Source organism: Streptomyces sp. NRRL B-1140 (assembly GCF_001280065.1).
Lineage (GTDB): Bacteria > Actinomycetota > Actinomycetes > Streptomycetales > Streptomycetaceae > Streptomyces.
Map to the genome: position 1 here is coordinate 58,539 of NZ_LGEA01000097.1, position 15,388 is coordinate 73,926.

The following is a 15,388-nucleotide window of genomic DNA, read 5'->3' on the forward strand; positions in this document are numbered from 1 at the left end:
GGGTGCTGCTCCCCGGGCCCCGTGACTGCGGGGCCCGGCTGGGCTCAGAGCACCGGCAGGATCGCCGGCATCAGGTCCTGGAAGGTGCGGCCGTTGGCCGGGTTGCCCAGGGCCGTCATCGTCCAGCCCTGGCCGGAGCGGTGGACCTTGGCCATGATCTGGGCCGTGTACTGGCCGCCGCCGGCGAGCGTGTAGCGGGCGAGCTCCTGGCCGTTGGACTCGTCGACCAGCCGGCAGAACGCGTTCTGCACTTCCTGGAAGGTCTGGCCCGTGAAGGAGTTCACGGTGAAGACGATCTGGTCGATGTGGACCGGGACCCGCGCCAGGTCGACGAGGATCGCCTCGTCGTCGCCGCCCTGGCCGACACCGCCGACGAGGTTGTCACCGGTGTGGCGCACGGAGCCGTCGTCGCTCACCAGGTGACGGAAGAAGACGACGTCGACCGGCTGCTTGTCCGCGAACAGGACGGCGGAGGCGTCGAGGTCGATCTCTCGCGTGCGCGAGCCGAACAGGCCGCGCCGGGGAGCCGCCTGCCAGCCGAGACCCATGCGAACCGCGGTCAGGCTGCCACCGTCGTTCTTCTGCAGACTGATGGCCTGACCCTTGGTCATGTTGACGGTCACGCGCTGATTCCCCTCTCGAACGTCCCCTGTTGCCGCGTGGTCGCGGTTGACCAGCACCTTACGCAGGGGCACTGACCGTGCCGTACCCCGCTCCGCACTTTGTGTCGGTCTTGCAACACTGCGCGTGCGCGGCACGCTGTCAGGCCAGGCCGGCCTCCTTCATCTGGCGCAGTTCCTTCTTCATCTCGGAGACCTCGTCGCGCAGCCGGGCCGCGATCTCGAACTGGAGCTCCGCGGCGGCGGCCCGCATCCGCGCGGTCAGCTCCTCGATCTGCCCGGCCAGTTCGGCCGCGGGACGGTCGGTCGGCATGGTCTCCGCGGCCTTGCCCTTGCCCTTGCCCTTGGCGGACTTGGCATCGCCCGCCGCCTTGCCGAGGGACGGCACGGGCGCCTTGGTGCCCCCTCCGTCCTTCTTGGCCTTGCGGTAACCCGAGCCGAGCAGCTGCTCGGTGTCGATGTCCTCGCGGGCGATCTGGGCGACGATGTCGTTGATCTTCTTGCGGAGCGGCTGCGGGTCGATGCCCCGTTCCGTGTTGTACGCGATCTGCTTCTCGCGGCGCCGGTTGGTCTCCTCGATCGCCTTCTCCATCGCCGGGGTGATCTTGTCGGCGTACATGTGGACCTGACCGGAGACGTTGCGCGCGGCGCGGCCGATGGTCTGGATCAGGGAGGTGCCGGAGCGGAGGAAGCCCTCCTTGTCGGCGTCCAGGATCGCCACCAGGGACACCTCGGGCAGGTCGAGTCCCTCGCGCAGGAGGTTGATGCCGACCAGCACGTCGTACTCGCCGGCGCGCAGTTCACGCAGCAGTTCGACCCGGCGCAGGGTGTCGACGTCGCTGTGCAGATAGCGCACCTGGATGCCCAGTTCCAGGAAGTAGTCCGTGAGGTCCTCGGCCATCTTCTTGGTGAGCGTGGTGACCAGGACGCGCTCGTCCTTCTCGGTGCGCTGCCTGATCTCGTGCACCAGGTCGTCGATCTGGCCCTCGGTGGGCTTGACGACGACCTCGGGGTCGACGAGACCGGTGGGGCGGATGATCTGCTCGACGAAACCGTCCGAGCGGGACATCTCGTAGGTGCCCGGAGTGGCCGACAGGTAGACCGTCTGGCCGATGCGCTCCTGGAACTCCTCCCACTTCAGGGGGCGGTTGTCCAGGGCGGAGGGCAGCCGGAAGCCGTGGTCGACGAGGGTGCGCTTGCGGGAGGCGTCGCCCTCGTACATCGCGCCGATCTGCGGAACGGTGACGTGGGACTCGTCGATGACGAGGAGGAAGTCGTCCGGGAAGTAGTCCAGCAGGGTGTTGGGCGGGGAGCCGGGCGAGCGGCCGTCGAAGTGCATCGAGTAGTTCTCCACGCCGGAGCAGCTGCCGATCTGGCGCAGCATCTCGATGTCGTACGTGGTGCGCATGCGCAGGCGCTGGGCCTCCAGCAGCTTGCCCTGCTTCTCGAGCTCGGTCAGGCGCTCGGCCAGTTCCTTCTCGATGTCGTTGACGGCCCGCTCCAGGCGCTCGGGGCCCGCGACGTAGTGGGAGGCCGGGAAGACGTAGAGCTGCTCGTCGTCGCTGATGATCTCGCCGGTGAGCGGGTGCAGGGTGGACAGCGCCTCGATCTCGTCGCCGAACATCTCGATGCGGACGGCCAGCTCCTCGTAGACCGGGAAGATCTCGATGGTGTCGCCGCGCACGCGGAAGGTGCCGCGGGTGAAGGCCATGTCGTTGCGCGTGTACTGGATGTCCACGAAGCGGCGCAGCAGCTCGTCGCGGTCGATCTCCTCGCCGACCTTGAGGGGGACCATGCGGTCCACGTACTCCTGCGGGGTGCCCAGGCCGTAGATGCAGGAGACCGAGGCGACCACGACGACGTCACGACGGGTGAGCAGCGAGTTCGTCGCGGAGTGTCGGAGGCGCTCGACCTCCTCGTTGATCGAGGAGTCCTTCTCGATGTAGGTGTCCGACTGCGGGACGTAGGCCTCGGGCTGGTAGTAGTCGTAGTACGAGACGAAGTACTCGACGGCGTTGTTCGGCAGCAGCTCGCGGAACTCGTTCGCCAGCTGGGCGGCCAGCGTCTTGTTCGGCGCCATCACGAGCGTGGGGCGCTGGAGCTTCTCGATCATCCACGCGGTGGTGGCGGACTTGCCGGTGCCGGTCGCACCGAGCAGCACGACGTCCTTCTCGCCGGCCTCGATGCGCCGGGCCAGGTCGGCGATGGCTGTCGGCTGGTCGCCGTTCGGCTGGTAGGGGCTGACGACCTCGAAGGGCGCCACCGTGCGTTCGATCTTTGAAACGGGCCGCATGGGTTCCACCGTACGACCCCCCACTGACAACGGGCTCTGATCAGCGGTTCTGCGGGGTGCGGGACCCCCGGTGCTCCACGGTGCGGCGGGGGCGGAAGCGCAGGCGCCGGGCGGAATGGCGGACGTGGATGTGGGCGGGGACGCCGGGTTTGTGCTCGGCGGGGGCGACGGTGGGCTTCCCCATGACCATCAGCGGGTCGAACATCACCACCACGCCCGCGAGGAGCAGGAAGGCGAGCGGGCCGATCAGCATGGGCGCGAGCAGTGTCGCGGGCGAGTCCCCCGTGGCGGGCTCGGCCGTGCCGTGCAGGTGGACTCTGAGGGCGGCCATGCCCGTGTAGTGCATGCCGCTGACGGCGAGCCCCATGACGAGGCTGGCGCCCACGCTCCACAGGAAGCCCCTGATCTGCCCGGCGGCCCACAGGGCGGCGGTGGCGGCGCCCATGGCGATGACGACGGAGATGCCGACGGTGACGGTGTTGTACTCCAGCTTCCCGTCCAGGCTCATGCTGGCCATGCCCAGGTAGTGCATGGAAGCGATGCCCAGGCCGGTGATGGTGCCGCCCGTGAACAGGGCCGTGCCGCGGGCCCCCTTGTAGCCGACGATGAAGATCCCGATGCCCACCATGATGATCGCGACGGCCAGACTCGCGAAGGTCATCGCCTTGTCGTAGTGGATCGGGGTGCCGCGGACGGTGAATCCCATCATGGCGACGAAGTGCATGGTCCATATGCCGGAGCCGATGGCGGCGGAGCCGAGGGCGAGCCAGCCCGGACGCCAGGACTGGGCGACGAGCATGGATCTCGTGGTGCACCGCAGGCCCAGCGCGCCGCCGAGGCAGGCCATGAAGTAGGCCACCAGGGGTGTGACCAGGCCGTAGCTGAATCCGTCGACCGTGCCCTGCATGCGCGGCTGCCCTTCCCGCCCTCGTACGTCCCGGAATTCCTGATGTGCGCCCCCTCCCAGGACCGCACCAGCGGTCAGGGTTGACGCAGAGAGTATGACCCCCACCGGAATGGTCGAACGACTTTCCGGCAAAGAAACACGGCCTTGCCGCAGTTGTGCGGTACCAGTGAGCGGAGTTGAGCCTTCTCCGTTCGGCGTGTGGCCATCTCGCACCCCTCTCGCGTTGACCCTCTGCTGTCACAGTTGTGCTGTCTGTGATGTTGCCGTTCGCTCGTCGCGAGGAGTACGCATGCACGCGCGCGCTGTTGCCGCCTCGACCACCGCACTCCTGGGTACCGCCGCTCTCCTGTTCCCCGTCTCCCCCGCGCAGGCCGCGGGCGGTGACGCGCCCCCGCTGGTCATCGGGCACCGGGGGGCGTCCGCGTACGCGCCCGAGAACACCCTGGCCTCCCTCGACGCAGCCGCGGAGCTGGGCATCCGCTGGGTGGAGAACGACGTGCAGCGGACGCGGGACGGAGAGCTGGTCGTCATCCACGACGACAACCTCCGGCGCACCACCGACGTGGAGGAGGTGTATCCCGACCGGGCTCCCTGGAGGGTGGAGGACTTCACGGCAGCGGAGATCGCCCGTCTGGACGCGGGCAGCTGGTTCGGTCCCGCGTACGCGGGTGTGCGCGTGCCGACGCTGGAGCAGTTCGTGCGCCGCCTGGAGAGTCATCGTCAGAAGCTCCTCCTGGAGATCAAGAATCCGGAGCTGTACCCGGGCATCGAGCGGCAGACGTTGAAGGTCCTCAGCAACGAGGGCTGGCTCGACCGGTCGCATCTGGCGGGCCGGCTGATCGTGCAGAGCTTCAGCGCGGACAGCGTGCGGACGGTGCACGAGCTGAAGCCCGGTGTGAAGACCGGCCTCCTGGGGACGCCACGGTTGCCGGACCTGCTCGACTGCGCCGAGTTCGCCGACCAGATCAACCCCTCCTACGGCTCGCTCACCCCGGCATACGTGTCCTCCGTCCAGGCGTTCGACGGACCGCACGGCAGGCCGATGAAGGTTTTCGCCTGGACGGTCGACGACGCGAAGACGGCCCGGCGGGTCGCCGGTTACGGCGTCGACGGGATCATCACGAACAGGCCGGACGTGGTGCGAAGGGCCGTGGGCGACTGATCGGCGTTCCGCCCCGGAGGGCGTTGTCAGTGGCGGGTCCTACTGTGGGCGCATGGACAGCCGAGAGCAGGTCGAGCCGCACGTCGTGTGGACGGTCGTCGACAGCGGGATCGGGCCGCTGCTGCTGGCCGCGAGCCGGGAGGGGCTGGTCAACGTCGTGTTCCACGCCACGGACGCGGTGCGGGACCGGGCCGTCGAGCGGCTGGCGGCGCGGCTGGGCACCGAGCCCGTCGAGGCGCCCGGCTCGCCGCTGCTGGCCGAGGCGATACGCCAGTTCGAAGCGTACTTCGCGGGTGGGCGGCGCGACTTCGAGCTGCCTCTGGACTGGTCGCTGATCTCCGGCTTCAACCGGGCCGTCCTGCGTGAACTGGCCTCGGGCGTGCCGTACGGCCAGGTCGTCGGATACGGCGACCTGGCCGGACGCGTCGGTCAACCGGGCGCCGCCCAGGCTGTGGGCATGGCGATGGGCGCCAATCCGCTGCCGGTCGTGGTGCCCTGTCACCGGGTGGTGGAGAGCGACGGCGGCATCGGCGGCTTCGGGGGTGGCCTGGAGACCAAGCGGAGGCTGCTCGCCCTGGAGGGTGTGCTTCCCGAGCCGCTCTTCTGAGAGCCGCCGCTCCCGTGCGAGCCGAGGGGCTCGGTCAGTCGTAGTGCCGGGCCTCGAAGACGTTCCCGTCCGGGTCGCGGAAGTAGAAGCTGCGGGCGGCCTTGCCCTGGGCGCCGAAGGAACCGTGCGCGAGGTCCGACATCGGCACGGAGCGTTCTTCGAGGCGGCTGAGGAGGGCGTCGAAGTCGCCGCGGGGCAACGACAGGCAGACGTGGTTGACCGGGTGCCCCGCGCTGTCGGCTGAGCCGGGCAGCATCGTCATGCGTTCCGCGTAGCTCAGCGGCATGAGGTCGAGGATGGTCTCGCCGTTGACGCGCACGGAGGGGAAGGGCGCCTCACCCGCCGCGAATTCCGCGAGCCGGACCGATTCCAGGCCGACGGCCTTCTCGTAGAAGTCCGCGGCGGCGAGCGGGTCGCGCACCCAGAGCACGACGTGGTCGAGACGAGGTGTGTGGTCGGTCATCCCCCCAGGCTCGTGGGGACTCCGGCGGCCCGCAAGGGTTTGGCCCGGTCCGCCGCCCGCCAGAGATGAGGGAAGACGACTGACCGGCTGACAGGAGGCAGGCGCGTGGTGCTGGTGGTGTCCGAAGAAGTACGGGAGGCGATCGACGCGCGCCGGCCCGTGGTGGCCCTGGAATCCACGATCATCGCTCACGGGCTGCCGCGGCCGCGCAATCTCCGGGTGGCGCTGGAGCTGGAGACGGCCGTACGGCAGGAGGGCGCGGTGCCCGCCACGATCGCCGTGCTGGACGGGCGCCCGTGTGTGGGCCTGGACAAGGAGCAGCTGGAACGGGTCGCCAACGAGGACGGGATCCGCAAGCTCGGCCACCGCGACCTGCCGCTCGCGGTGGCGTCCGGGGTGAGCGGGGCGACCACGGTGTCGGCGACGGCGCTGCTGGCGGCGCTGGCGGGTGTGCGGGTCTTCGCGACGGGTGGACTCGGCGGGGTGCACCGGGAGTGGACGGCGACGCAGGACGAGTCGGCCGACCTGGGGCTGCTGGCGCGCACGCGCGTCACGGTGGTGTGTGCCGGGGTGAAGTCGATCCTGGACGTGCCGGCGACCCTGCAGCGGCTGGAGACACTGGGGGTCGCCGTGGCCGGTTACGGCACCGGCCGGTTTCCCGGCTTCTACCTCTCGGACTCCGGGCATCCGGTGGACTGGACGCTGGAGACGCCCGGGCAGGTGGCGGAGGCCATGCGCGCCCAGGACGCGCTCGACGGGCCGGATTCGGCCCTGATCGTCGCCAACCCCGTGCCCGAGGACGAGCAGCTGGACCCGGAACTGCACGCGCGGGTGCTCGCGGAGGCACTGCAGGCGTGCGCGCAGGCGGGCATCACCGGCCAGGCGGTCACTCCCTTCCTGCTCGACCACCTGGTGCGGCACACCGACGGCGCCTCCCTGAGCGCCAATCTGGCGGCGGTCCGGGGGAACGTTCGCCTGGCGGCACGGATCGCGGCGGCCTGGGCCCGGGGATGACGGCGGCCGCCGAAGCGGGGCCGGGAGGCAAGCCGGGCTCCGGGCGCACGGCCGACACGGGGCTGCTGGTCGTGGGCGACGTCATCACGGATGTCGTCGCGCGGCATCGAGGGCCGCTCGCGGCCGGCACGGACACGGCTGCCTCGATCCGCACGGTGGCCGGCGGGGCGGGCGCCAATGTGGCCTGCTGGGCGGCCCACCGGGGAACTGCGGACGTGCGGCTGCTCGGACGCGTCGGGGCGGATGCGGCGGCCTGGCACGAGCGGGAGCTGGTCGCCCAGGGGGTGCGTCCGCGGCTCGTCGTCGACCCGCTGGCGCCGACCGGCACGGTGATCTGCATGGTCGACGGGGGCGCTTCGGCGGAACGGACGTTCCTCACCGACAGCGGCGCGTCGGTACGTCTCGGGCCCGCCGACTGGTCGGACGCGCTCCTCGACGGCGTGGCCCGGCTGCACCTCTCGGGTTACCTGCTGTTCTCCGGCCCGAGCCGGGCCCTGGTGTCGGTGGCTCTCGATGCCGCACGTGCGCGGGGCGTGCCCGTGAGTCTGGACCCGGCGTCGGCCGGCTTCCTGGCGGAGCTGGGCGCCGAGCGGTTCCTCGAGCTCACCGAGGGCGTGGACGTACTGCTTCCCAGCCGTGACGAGGCGTGTCTGCTCACGGGGCTGGCGGATGCGGCCGCGGCGGCGGCCGAGCTGAGCCTGCGGGTGCCGCTGGTCGTCGCCAAACAGGGTCACGAGGGGGCACTCGTGGCCCGCTCGGGGAGGGTGAGCGCCCGCGTCCCGGCCGTCCCCGCGACACCGCGGGACACCACGGGGGCGGGTGACGCCTTCACCGGCGCGTTCCTCGCCGCCCTGCTCGCGGGCGCGGGGCCGGAGGACGCGGCCGCGGAGGGCTGCCGGGCGGGCGCGCGAGCGGTGGAGCAGGTGGGCGGCAGGCCGCCCGTGCCGGGCTGAGGACCGCACCCGCTCCGGCTACTCCTTGCGCCCCCACGCCGAGATCATCGGTGCCGTCGTCAGATCGAGCGCACCGGATGTGACGTTGTCCAGATGGCGGTCGATGTCCTGGTCCGTGGCGAGGCCTGCGGTGACGAGCTGGTCGCGGATCTGGCGGATGGTGACCGACTCCAGGGCCGCGCAGGCGGGCGAGGCGAGCGGGAAGTAGGCATCGGCGTGGACCCGGGTCAGTCCGGCGTTGCGGAGCAGCCGCGGCAGGGTGCGGCCGCAGGGCAGGTCGGTCCCGCGGTCGGCGAGCAGTCGGCGGAAGGCCTGCCGCAGCCGGTTCGCGAGCTGCTGCTCGGGGCCGTGCTCGTCGGGGCAGAGCAGGGGCTGCAGCGCGGGGTCGGCGTCCTCGACGAGGAGGCGTCCGCCTGGGCGCAGTGCCGCCGCCATGGATCGCAACGCCCCTTCCCGGTCGGTCACGTGGACGAGGGCGAGGCGGGCGTGCACCAGGTCGAAGCCCTCCCCCGGTGGCTCCTGCGCGCCGAGGTCGTGGAGCCGCACCTCGACGGGTGGCCGGGCGACGGAGGCGAGCCGGGAGGTGTCGGTATGCGTCGCGACGACGCGTCCCGTCGGGCCGACCTTCTTGGCCAGCCAGGACACCACGGAGGTGCCTGCGCCGACCTCCCAGCACCGCCAGCCGGATCCGATGCCGAGAGCTTCGAGGTGCCGGAACGTGGTGGGGTCGAAGAGGGCGGCGAAGGCACTGAAGTGCTCCGCGGCCTCGGTCTGCCGGTTGGCCAGGAGGTACCCATCGGTTCGCGTCATACGACGATCATCCCATTTGTCCGACTTGCCGTTACTCGTCGACGCTCCGGCACGGAGCACCGCGTCGGCGCGCGGCACGGCGTCGGATGCTGACGGCACGCAGCACGGCTTCTGACGCTGTCGCAGCGGGCACCAGTGACGCTTCCGTTCGAGAACCGTCCGGGCGGGACATGCGTCCCTACGGCAGGACCGCGGCGACTCCGCGGGTCGTCCGTCCACAGGCGGGAACGAAGCGGAATGGGCTTCGCCGACCTTGTCCACAGGCTTACCCGCAGCTCACGCGGGCCTGGCAGACTGGCGCGCCAAGGCGCAGGAACGGCGCGAGAAGTTCCATGCAAGGAGAGCCGGATGTCCATGGCGGGGAATCTGAGGAGGGTCACGGGCCTCGGCGGGGTCGGTGGCCTTCGCAAGGTGGCACGGCTGGCCCGGCGGCGTCCGCGCGTCGATCTGAGTCACCCGGCCCGGTCCCCGCTGGGCTCCTCGGTGGTGAACTGCGTGACGTACCGGGACGGCGTCCGCACCTCCGCGCGCGGCGATCTGGTGGACACCGTGGAGCGGGTGCGCAAGAGCCGGGAGGGTTTCGTCTGGCTCGGTCTGCACGAGCCCACGGACCAGGAGTTCGCGGGCATCGCCGAGCTCTTCGACCTGCATCCGCTGGCCGTCGAGGACGCGATCGAGGCGCATCAGCGGCCCAAGCTGGAGCGCTACGGCGAGACGCTCTTCGCGGTGTTCAAAACCGTCTGCTACGTCGAGCACGAGGAGCTGACGGCCACCAGCGAGGTCGTGAACACCGGCGAGATCATGGTGTTCGTCGGCGCGGACTTCGTGATCACGGTGCGGCACGGCCGGCACGGCTCACTGGGCCCGCTGCGCGAGGAGCTGGAGTCCGATCCCGGCCAGCTCGCCAAGGGCCCGTCGGCGGTGCTGCACGCGCTCGCGGACCACGTGGTGGACGACTACCTGACGGTCACGGACTCGGTGCAGGCGGACATCGACCAGGTCGAGACGGACGTGTTCTCGGAGGCCGGGGCGCGCACCGACCCGGGGCGCATCTACCAGCTCAAGCGGGAACTGCTGGAGCTGAAGCGGGCGGTGGTTCCTCTCAGCCGGCCGCTGGAGGATCTCGCCACCCGGCCGATCCGGGCGGTCGACCCGGAGATACAGGCGTACTTCCGCGACGTGTCGGACCATCTGCTGCGGGTGAAGGAGCAGATCGCCGCCTTCGACGAACTGCTCAACTCCATCCTCCAGGCGCACCTCGCGCAGGTCACGGTCGCGCAGAACGAGGACATGCGGAAGATCACGGCCTGGGCCGCCATCGTCGCGGTGCCGACGATGGTCTGCGGGGTCTACGGCATGAACTTCGACCACATGCCGGAGCTGCACTGGCGGTACGGCTACGGCATGGTCCTCGGCGTGATATCCGTCGCGTGCCTCGCTCTGTACCGGGGGTTCCGGCGCAGCGGCTGGCTCTGACACGGGCCCGGGGCCTGCGAGGGACCCGAGGGCGCGGTGCCCGCGGGGTGGTCCGGGCGGTCAGTGCATGGCGGTCGTGGCGTACACGCTCTCGGCCCAGGAGGCGATCTGGTCCTTCGCGAGATGCCGGGCCAGGTCGGCCTCGCTGATCATGCCGACCAGGCGCTTGTCCCGGATGACGGGCAGCCGGCGGATCTGGTGCTCCTGCATCTCGTGCAGCACCTCGCCGACATCGGCGTCCGCGTCGATCCAGCGGGGCGTGCCCTTGGCCATCTCGCCCGCGGTGATCCGGGCGGGGTCGTGGCCCATGGCGACGCAGCCGACGACGATGTCGCGGTCGGTGAGGATGCCGCAGAGCCGCTCGTTCTCGTCGCTGATGGGCAGGGCGCCGACATTGAGTTCGCGCATGAGCTGTGCGGCACGGTCGAGTGTTTCGTGAGCGGGGATCCACTGGGCGCCGCGGTGCATGATGTCTCCGGCGGTGGTCATGGTGTACCTCCCGGTGCCGGACGGCCGGCGCGGAGCGGGACGCACCGCGAGTCCCGGCGCCCTTCATTCTCGCCGCGCAGCGGGATGCCCGCACATGGAAGCCCGGCGGCCTGCGGCTCGGCTCCGAGCACGACTCGGCACGCCTCAGCCGTTCCACGCCGGATGACGCGGGTCGTCGGCTCGTACCAGGATGTCCGCCGTCTCCGCCGGATCCGTCTCGTGCTCGTAGCGCTCGAAGGCGGGGAGGGTCCAGTGCTCGCCCTCGGGGGTGCGGCGGCGCAGGGCGCCCGGGGACAGCAGGACGTGAACGCTCAGATCGAAGGGGAACCAGTGCCGGAGGAGGAAGGGGCCGTGCAGCAACAGCACACCGCCGGGCGGGAGTTCGACGTAGGGGCTGCGAGTGGCGCGGTCGGCGGCCGGGTCCCACAGGTCGGGCAGGACGCGGCCGTCGCCGTCGGCGTCGAGCGGGCCGAACACCTCGCGCCACAGGGCGCCCGTGTCGTACCAGCCGCCGTAGTAGGCCTCGACGTCCTGGTGGCCGTACTCCAGCCGTACGGAGGCGGGGCGCAGAAAGCCCTCGGTGCCCACGACGAGGGAGGAGCGGCCGCGTATGCGCAGTGCCTCGCCGACGCGGCGGGCGAGGTCGCCCGGGCGGGCGGCCGGGGCGCCGTCGAAGGCGATGCGCGGCCAGGGGCTGCCGTCGGCGGGCTCCAGATCGAGCACGCGATCGGCGAGCAGGTCGCCGAGCCGTTCCCAGGTGATCGCTTCGAGTCGCACACGGCCCATGATGCGTCAGGCGGGGACAGAGGCGCCCCGCCGTCCGTCGCCTCGGCGGAGCAGTGGGGGGATCGCCTGGATCCGTCCTGAAGTGCGCAGTTCGGGCTGCCGCCGCGGGGAATGAAACACGTATGGTCCCCCGCGCCTCGCTCCCGCCCCGCACCGGGCTCCTCGTCTTCCAGCCCCTCAAACGGCGCTCCTGCGCCGAGTGCCGACGGGGACCCCTACCGCTGCTGGTCCTGGAGGACGGCGTCCCGCGCTGCCTGGACTGCGCCGACCTCGCGCACCTGGTGTTCCTCCCGAGTGGCGACACCGCGCTGACCCGCAGATCGCGGGAGGAGAGCGCGCTGTCGGCGGTGGTCGTACGGTTCAACCGGCGCAAGAGCCGGTACGAGCGGCAGGGCGTCCTGGTCGAGGAGGCGGCGCTCGCGCGGGCCGAGCAGCGGTGCCTCGCGGATGCCGAGGCGAGACGGCGGCGCCGGGTGCGGGACGCGCGGCGGCGGGCGGCTCAGGACGCCCTGTTCGCCCAGGCGTTCGCGACGGAGATACTCCGGCTCTTTCCGGGATGCCCGTCCGGTCGAGCGCGGTCCATCGCCCTGCACGCCTCGGAGCGGGGCAGCGGACGGGTGGGCCGCAGCGCGGCGGGCCGTGCGCTCACCGAGGGGGCGGTGACCTCGGCGGTCGCGGCGTCCGTACGGCATCTGGACACGCCGTACGACCGGCTGCTGATGAGTGGTGTGCCGCGCCACGAGGCGCGGCGGCGGATCGCGGCGGCGGTGGCGACGGTGCTGCGGGGGTGGGCCGAGGAGGGACTCGGCTCCGCGGGGTGATGTGGGGCGGTCGGCAGGTCGTGACAGGTACCGCCCGGCGGACAGCGGGGCGGGGGCCGTTCGGCGGACCGTGGGCGTGTGCTCACGGCCCCCTGCGGCCCGGCCATGATCACTGTGCTCGTACGGGATTTCGCTTGTGCTGAGGAAGGGTGCCGGGCAGGATCCCGGCTCGACGGGCGGGAGAAGGACATGATCGACGGACCGTACTTCGTACTGACGGTGCTGGGGGTGCTCGGGACCGGCCTGGTGGCCGGGGTGTTCTGCGGGTTCTCGACCTTCGTGATGCGGGGCCTCGGCACGCTGCCGCCCGCGCAGGGGGTCGCCGCGATGAACGCGATCAACGCGGCCGCGGTGGCTCCGCCGTTCATGATCGTGTTCCTCGGATCCGCGGCGCTGTGCGCGGTGATCGCCGTGGTGACGTTCGTGCTGTGGCCGGACGAGGGCACGGTGGAGCTGCTGGTCGGCAGCGCCCTGTATCTGTTCGGGTCGTTGGGGCTGACCATGGTCGCGAACGTGCCGCGCAACGACGCACTGGCGGGGCTGGAGCCGGACACACCTCCGGCGGCGGCGTACTGGGCGGCGTATCTGCGGGAGTGGACGCTGTGGAACCACATCCGCACGGCCGCCTCGGCAGGGGCGGCCCTGGCGTACGTGCTCGCGCTCACCTGACACCGGCGGCTCACCGGAATCCGGTGTCACACGGCGACAGGCACCGGCCGGGAGGCGGACGTATCGTGGCGAGAAGAGTGCCGCACGACGAGTGAGAAGTGTGCCGCCAGACGCCGTACGGCCCGTCCCCCGCGCACGCAAGGAAGCCGGCCATGGCCGATCCCAAGGGTTTCATGACCACGCCCCGCCAGGACTGGCCGCGCAGGCCGGTCGAGGAACGCGCGCGGGACTGGGACGAGGTCTATGTCCCCGGGGCACTGCTGCCCATCATCAGCGAGCAGGCCGACCGTTGCATGGACTGCGGCATCCCCTTCTGTCACGACGCGTGCCCGCTGGGCAATCTGATCCCCGAGTGGAACGACCTGGTCTCCCGGGAGGACTGGCGGGCGGCCTCCGACCGGCTGCACGCGACGAACAACTTCCCGGAGTTCACCGGCCGGTTGTGCCCGGCTCCGTGCGAGACCGGGTGTGTCCTGGCGATCAACCAGCCGGCCGTCACGATCAAGAACGTCGAGTGTGCCATCGCGGACCGGGCCCAGGAGGAGGGCTTCGCACCGCCGAGGCCACCGGAGCGGCTGTCCGGCAAGACGGTCGCGGTGATCGGCTCGGGCCCGACGGGGCTGGCCGCGGCCCAGCAGCTGACGCGGGCCGGGCACACGGTCGCCGTGTACGAGAGGGACGACCGGCTCGGCGGGCTGCTGCGGTACGGCATCCCGGCGTTCAAGATGGAGAAGCGCCATCTGGAGCGCCGGCTGGAGCAGATGCGGGCCGAGGGGACGAAGTTCCGGACGTCCACCGCGGTCGGGCGGGACATCGGGGCCGAAGAGCTGCGGACCCGTTATGACGCCGTCGTGCTCGCCACCGGGGCGACCGCGTGGCGTGAACTGCAGGTGCCGGGGCGGGAGCTGACGGGGATCCACCAGGCGATGGAGTACCTGCCGCTGGCCAACCGGGTGCGTGAGGGTGATCTGGAGACGTCTCCGCTGTCGGCCGCGGGGAAGCACGTGGTCATCGTCGGCGGTGGCGACACCGGGGCGGACTGCCTGGGCACGGCGGTCCGGGAGGGCGCGGCGTCCGTGACCCAGCTGGACATCTACGCGCTGCCGGGCGCGGAGCGCGACGAGGAGACCGAGCCCTGGCCGACGTACCCGATCCGGGTCTACCGGCTCTCCGCCGCTCATGAAGAGGCCCGCGACCTGCGGACCGCGCCGGTCGCCAACGCGGACGCGCGGCTCTTCGCGGCGTCCACACTGCGCTTCGACGGCGACGCGCAAGGGCATGTGCGATCGCTGCACCTGGTCGAGGTGGACGCGCGGCGCCGCCCGGTGGAGGGCACCGGGCGGACGCTCCCCGCCGACCTCGTCCTGCTCGCCCTCGGCTTCTCCGGGCCCGACCGGGAGGACGGGCTAGTCGACCAGCTGAGGCTGGAGATGGAGCCCCGCGGGACGATCGCGCGGGACTCCCGGTTCGCCACGAACGTGCCCGGGGTGTTCGCCGCGGGCGACGCGGCACGGGGGCAGTCGCTCATCGTGTGGGCGATCGCCGAGGGACGGGCGGTGGCGGCCGCCGTCGACCGTCATCTGACGGGCAGTTCGAGGCTGCCGGCACCGATCGGGCCCCACGACCGGCCCATGGCGGTGTAGTCCGGCATCGATCCGGCCGTACGACCGGCCCATGGCGGTCCGCCCTGCTCGGCGGACGATCATCGCCCGCCTGCCCGAGGAGCGCTGCCCTTCCGACGCACGATCACCACCCGTCCCACGGACGCTCCGCCCCCGCCCCAGCCAGCCCCGCCCACGGAAGGATCACCGCTCGTCCGTCCCCGCGACCTTCGCCGTCGACAGCGCCACCCGGTTCCACGTGTTGATCGTGCAGATCAGGGCGATGACCTGGGCCAGTTCCCGTTCGTCGAAGAGCGTGGCCGCCTCCGCGTAGACGTCGTCCGGGACGCCGGCGTCGGCGACGAGCGTCAGCGCGTCCGTGAGGGCGAGGGCCGCCTGCTCCCGCTCGGAGAAGAAGTGACGGGCCTCGCGCCACACGGCGACCATGTGCAGCCGGTCCTCGCTCTCACCGGCCTTGCGGGCGTCGTTGGTGTGCATGTGGAGGCAGTACGCGCAGTGGTTGAGGTGCGAGGAACGGATCTGGAGCAGCTCCACCAGAGCCGGGTCGAGGCCGTCGCGGGCTGCGGCGTCGAAGGCGATGAGGGCCCGGAAGGCCTTCGGGGCGGACGCGCCGAAGTCCAGCCGGTTCGCCGTCCCGAAGATGCTCCTCGTGCTCGTGTTCGTCGTCATGCCCTTCAACCTACGAGCCGTAAAGAC

Annotated in this window: 16 protein-coding genes; 8 read left to right on the top strand and 8 right to left on the bottom strand. The window is 71.3% G+C overall.

The features are described 5' to 3' along the window. Positions 1–44: 44 nt before the first annotated feature. The 3 genes from ADK65_RS18110 to ADK65_RS18120 all read right to left on the bottom strand — a co-directional run bounded on the left by ADK65_RS18110 (position 45) and on the right by ADK65_RS18120 (position 3,820). The gene (locus tag ADK65_RS18110) at positions 45–623 is read right to left on the bottom strand and encodes a TerD family protein (RefSeq protein WP_053671216.1); all 579 of its coding nucleotides are present in this window, start codon (positions 621–623) and stop codon (positions 45–47) included. A gap of 139 nt (positions 624–762) precedes the next feature. Continuing rightward, positions 763–2,913, bottom strand: coding sequence for an excinuclease ABC subunit UvrB (gene uvrB, locus ADK65_RS18115; RefSeq protein ID WP_053671217.1), 2,151 nt, complete (start codon positions 2,911–2,913; stop codon positions 763–765). 40 nt (positions 2,914–2,953) lie between these two features. Beyond that, entirely contained in the window at positions 2,954–3,820 is an 867-nt protein-coding gene (locus ADK65_RS18120) for an MHYT domain-containing protein (RefSeq protein WP_053671218.1), read from the bottom strand. 289 nt (positions 3,821–4,109) lie between these two features. On the opposite strand from ADK65_RS18120, the gene ADK65_RS18125 reads away from it, so the two are divergent. Both ADK65_RS18125 and ADK65_RS18130 read left to right on the top strand, forming a co-directional pair. Further along, positions 4,110–4,982: a glycerophosphodiester phosphodiesterase gene (locus ADK65_RS18125; RefSeq protein WP_053671219.1), complete on the top strand. Its 873-nt coding sequence runs from the start codon at positions 4,110–4,112 to the stop codon at positions 4,980–4,982. Between the two features lie 52 nt (positions 4,983–5,034). Then, positions 5,035–5,589, top strand: coding sequence for a methylated-DNA--[protein]-cysteine S-methyltransferase (locus ADK65_RS18130; protein ID WP_053671220.1), 555 nt, complete (start codon positions 5,035–5,037; stop codon positions 5,587–5,589). A gap of 34 nt (positions 5,590–5,623) precedes the next feature. On the opposite strand, the gene ADK65_RS18135 is transcribed toward ADK65_RS18130, so the two are convergent. Next, a complete protein-coding gene (locus ADK65_RS18135; RefSeq protein WP_053671221.1) occupies positions 5,624–6,052 on the bottom strand; it encodes a VOC family protein in 429 nt (142 codons plus the stop codon). 105 nt (positions 6,053–6,157) lie between these two features. Between ADK65_RS18135 and ADK65_RS18140 the strand changes: the two genes are divergently transcribed. Together ADK65_RS18140 and ADK65_RS18145 are read left to right on the top strand one after the other, a co-directional pair. Beyond that, positions 6,158–7,066 (top strand): pseudouridine-5'-phosphate glycosidase, encoded by a 909-nt coding sequence (locus ADK65_RS18140; protein WP_053671222.1) that lies wholly within the window; start codon positions 6,158–6,160, stop codon positions 7,064–7,066. Further along, positions 7,063–8,019: a carbohydrate kinase family protein gene (locus tag ADK65_RS18145; RefSeq protein ID WP_078956031.1), complete on the top strand. Its 957-nt coding sequence runs from the start codon at positions 7,063–7,065 to the stop codon at positions 8,017–8,019. The genes ADK65_RS18140 and ADK65_RS18145 overlap by 4 nt, the downstream gene beginning before the upstream one ends. An 18-nt stretch (positions 8,020–8,037) precedes the next feature. On the opposite strand, the gene ADK65_RS18150 is transcribed toward ADK65_RS18145, so the two are convergent. Then, on the bottom strand, positions 8,038–8,829 hold the full coding sequence (locus ADK65_RS18150) for a methyltransferase domain-containing protein (protein ID WP_053671223.1): 792 nt from the start codon (positions 8,827–8,829) through the stop codon (positions 8,038–8,040). Positions 8,830–9,177: 348 nt separating this feature from the next. Between ADK65_RS18150 and ADK65_RS18155 the strand changes: the two genes are divergently transcribed. Beyond that, on the top strand, positions 9,178–10,305 hold the full coding sequence (locus tag ADK65_RS18155) for a magnesium and cobalt transport protein CorA (RefSeq protein WP_053671224.1): 1,128 nt from the start codon (positions 9,178–9,180) through the stop codon (positions 10,303–10,305). A gap of 60 nt (positions 10,306–10,365) precedes the next feature. Here ADK65_RS18155 and ADK65_RS18160 read toward each other — a convergent pair whose 3' ends face one another. Both ADK65_RS18160 and ADK65_RS18165 read right to left on the bottom strand, forming a co-directional pair. Further along, positions 10,366–10,794: a CBS domain-containing protein gene (locus ADK65_RS18160; RefSeq protein ID WP_053671225.1), complete on the bottom strand. Its 429-nt coding sequence runs from the start codon at positions 10,792–10,794 to the stop codon at positions 10,366–10,368. A gap of 144 nt (positions 10,795–10,938) precedes the next feature. After that, positions 10,939–11,580 carry a uridine kinase gene (locus tag ADK65_RS18165; RefSeq protein WP_053671226.1) on the bottom strand — a complete coding sequence of 214 codons (642 nt, stop codon included), beginning with the start codon at positions 11,578–11,580 and terminating at the stop codon, positions 10,939–10,941. Positions 11,581–11,702: 122 nt separating this feature from the next. Between ADK65_RS18165 and ADK65_RS18170 the strand changes: the two genes are divergently transcribed. The 3 genes from ADK65_RS18170 (at position 11,703) to ADK65_RS18180 (ending at position 14,713) form a co-directional block, all read left to right on the top strand. Then, on the top strand, positions 11,703–12,401 hold the full coding sequence (locus tag ADK65_RS18170) for a DUF2293 domain-containing protein (RefSeq protein ID WP_053671227.1): 699 nt from the start codon (positions 11,703–11,705) through the stop codon (positions 12,399–12,401). Positions 12,402–12,590: 189 nt separating this feature from the next. After that, positions 12,591–13,070, top strand: a complete 480-nt coding sequence (locus ADK65_RS18175; protein WP_053671228.1) for a DUF1772 domain-containing protein — start codon at positions 12,591–12,593, stop codon at positions 13,068–13,070. Positions 13,071–13,222: 152 nt separating this feature from the next. Next, a complete protein-coding gene (locus ADK65_RS18180) occupies positions 13,223–14,713 on the top strand; it encodes a glutamate synthase subunit beta (RefSeq protein WP_053671229.1) in 1,491 nt (496 codons plus the stop codon). 162 nt (positions 14,714–14,875) lie between these two features. Here the strand turns inward: ADK65_RS18180 and ADK65_RS18185 are convergent, their stop codons facing one another. After that, positions 14,876–15,361 carry a carboxymuconolactone decarboxylase family protein gene (locus ADK65_RS18185; RefSeq protein ID WP_053671230.1) on the bottom strand — a complete coding sequence of 162 codons (486 nt, stop codon included), beginning with the start codon at positions 15,359–15,361 and terminating at the stop codon, positions 14,876–14,878. Positions 15,362–15,388: the final 27 nt, after the last annotated feature.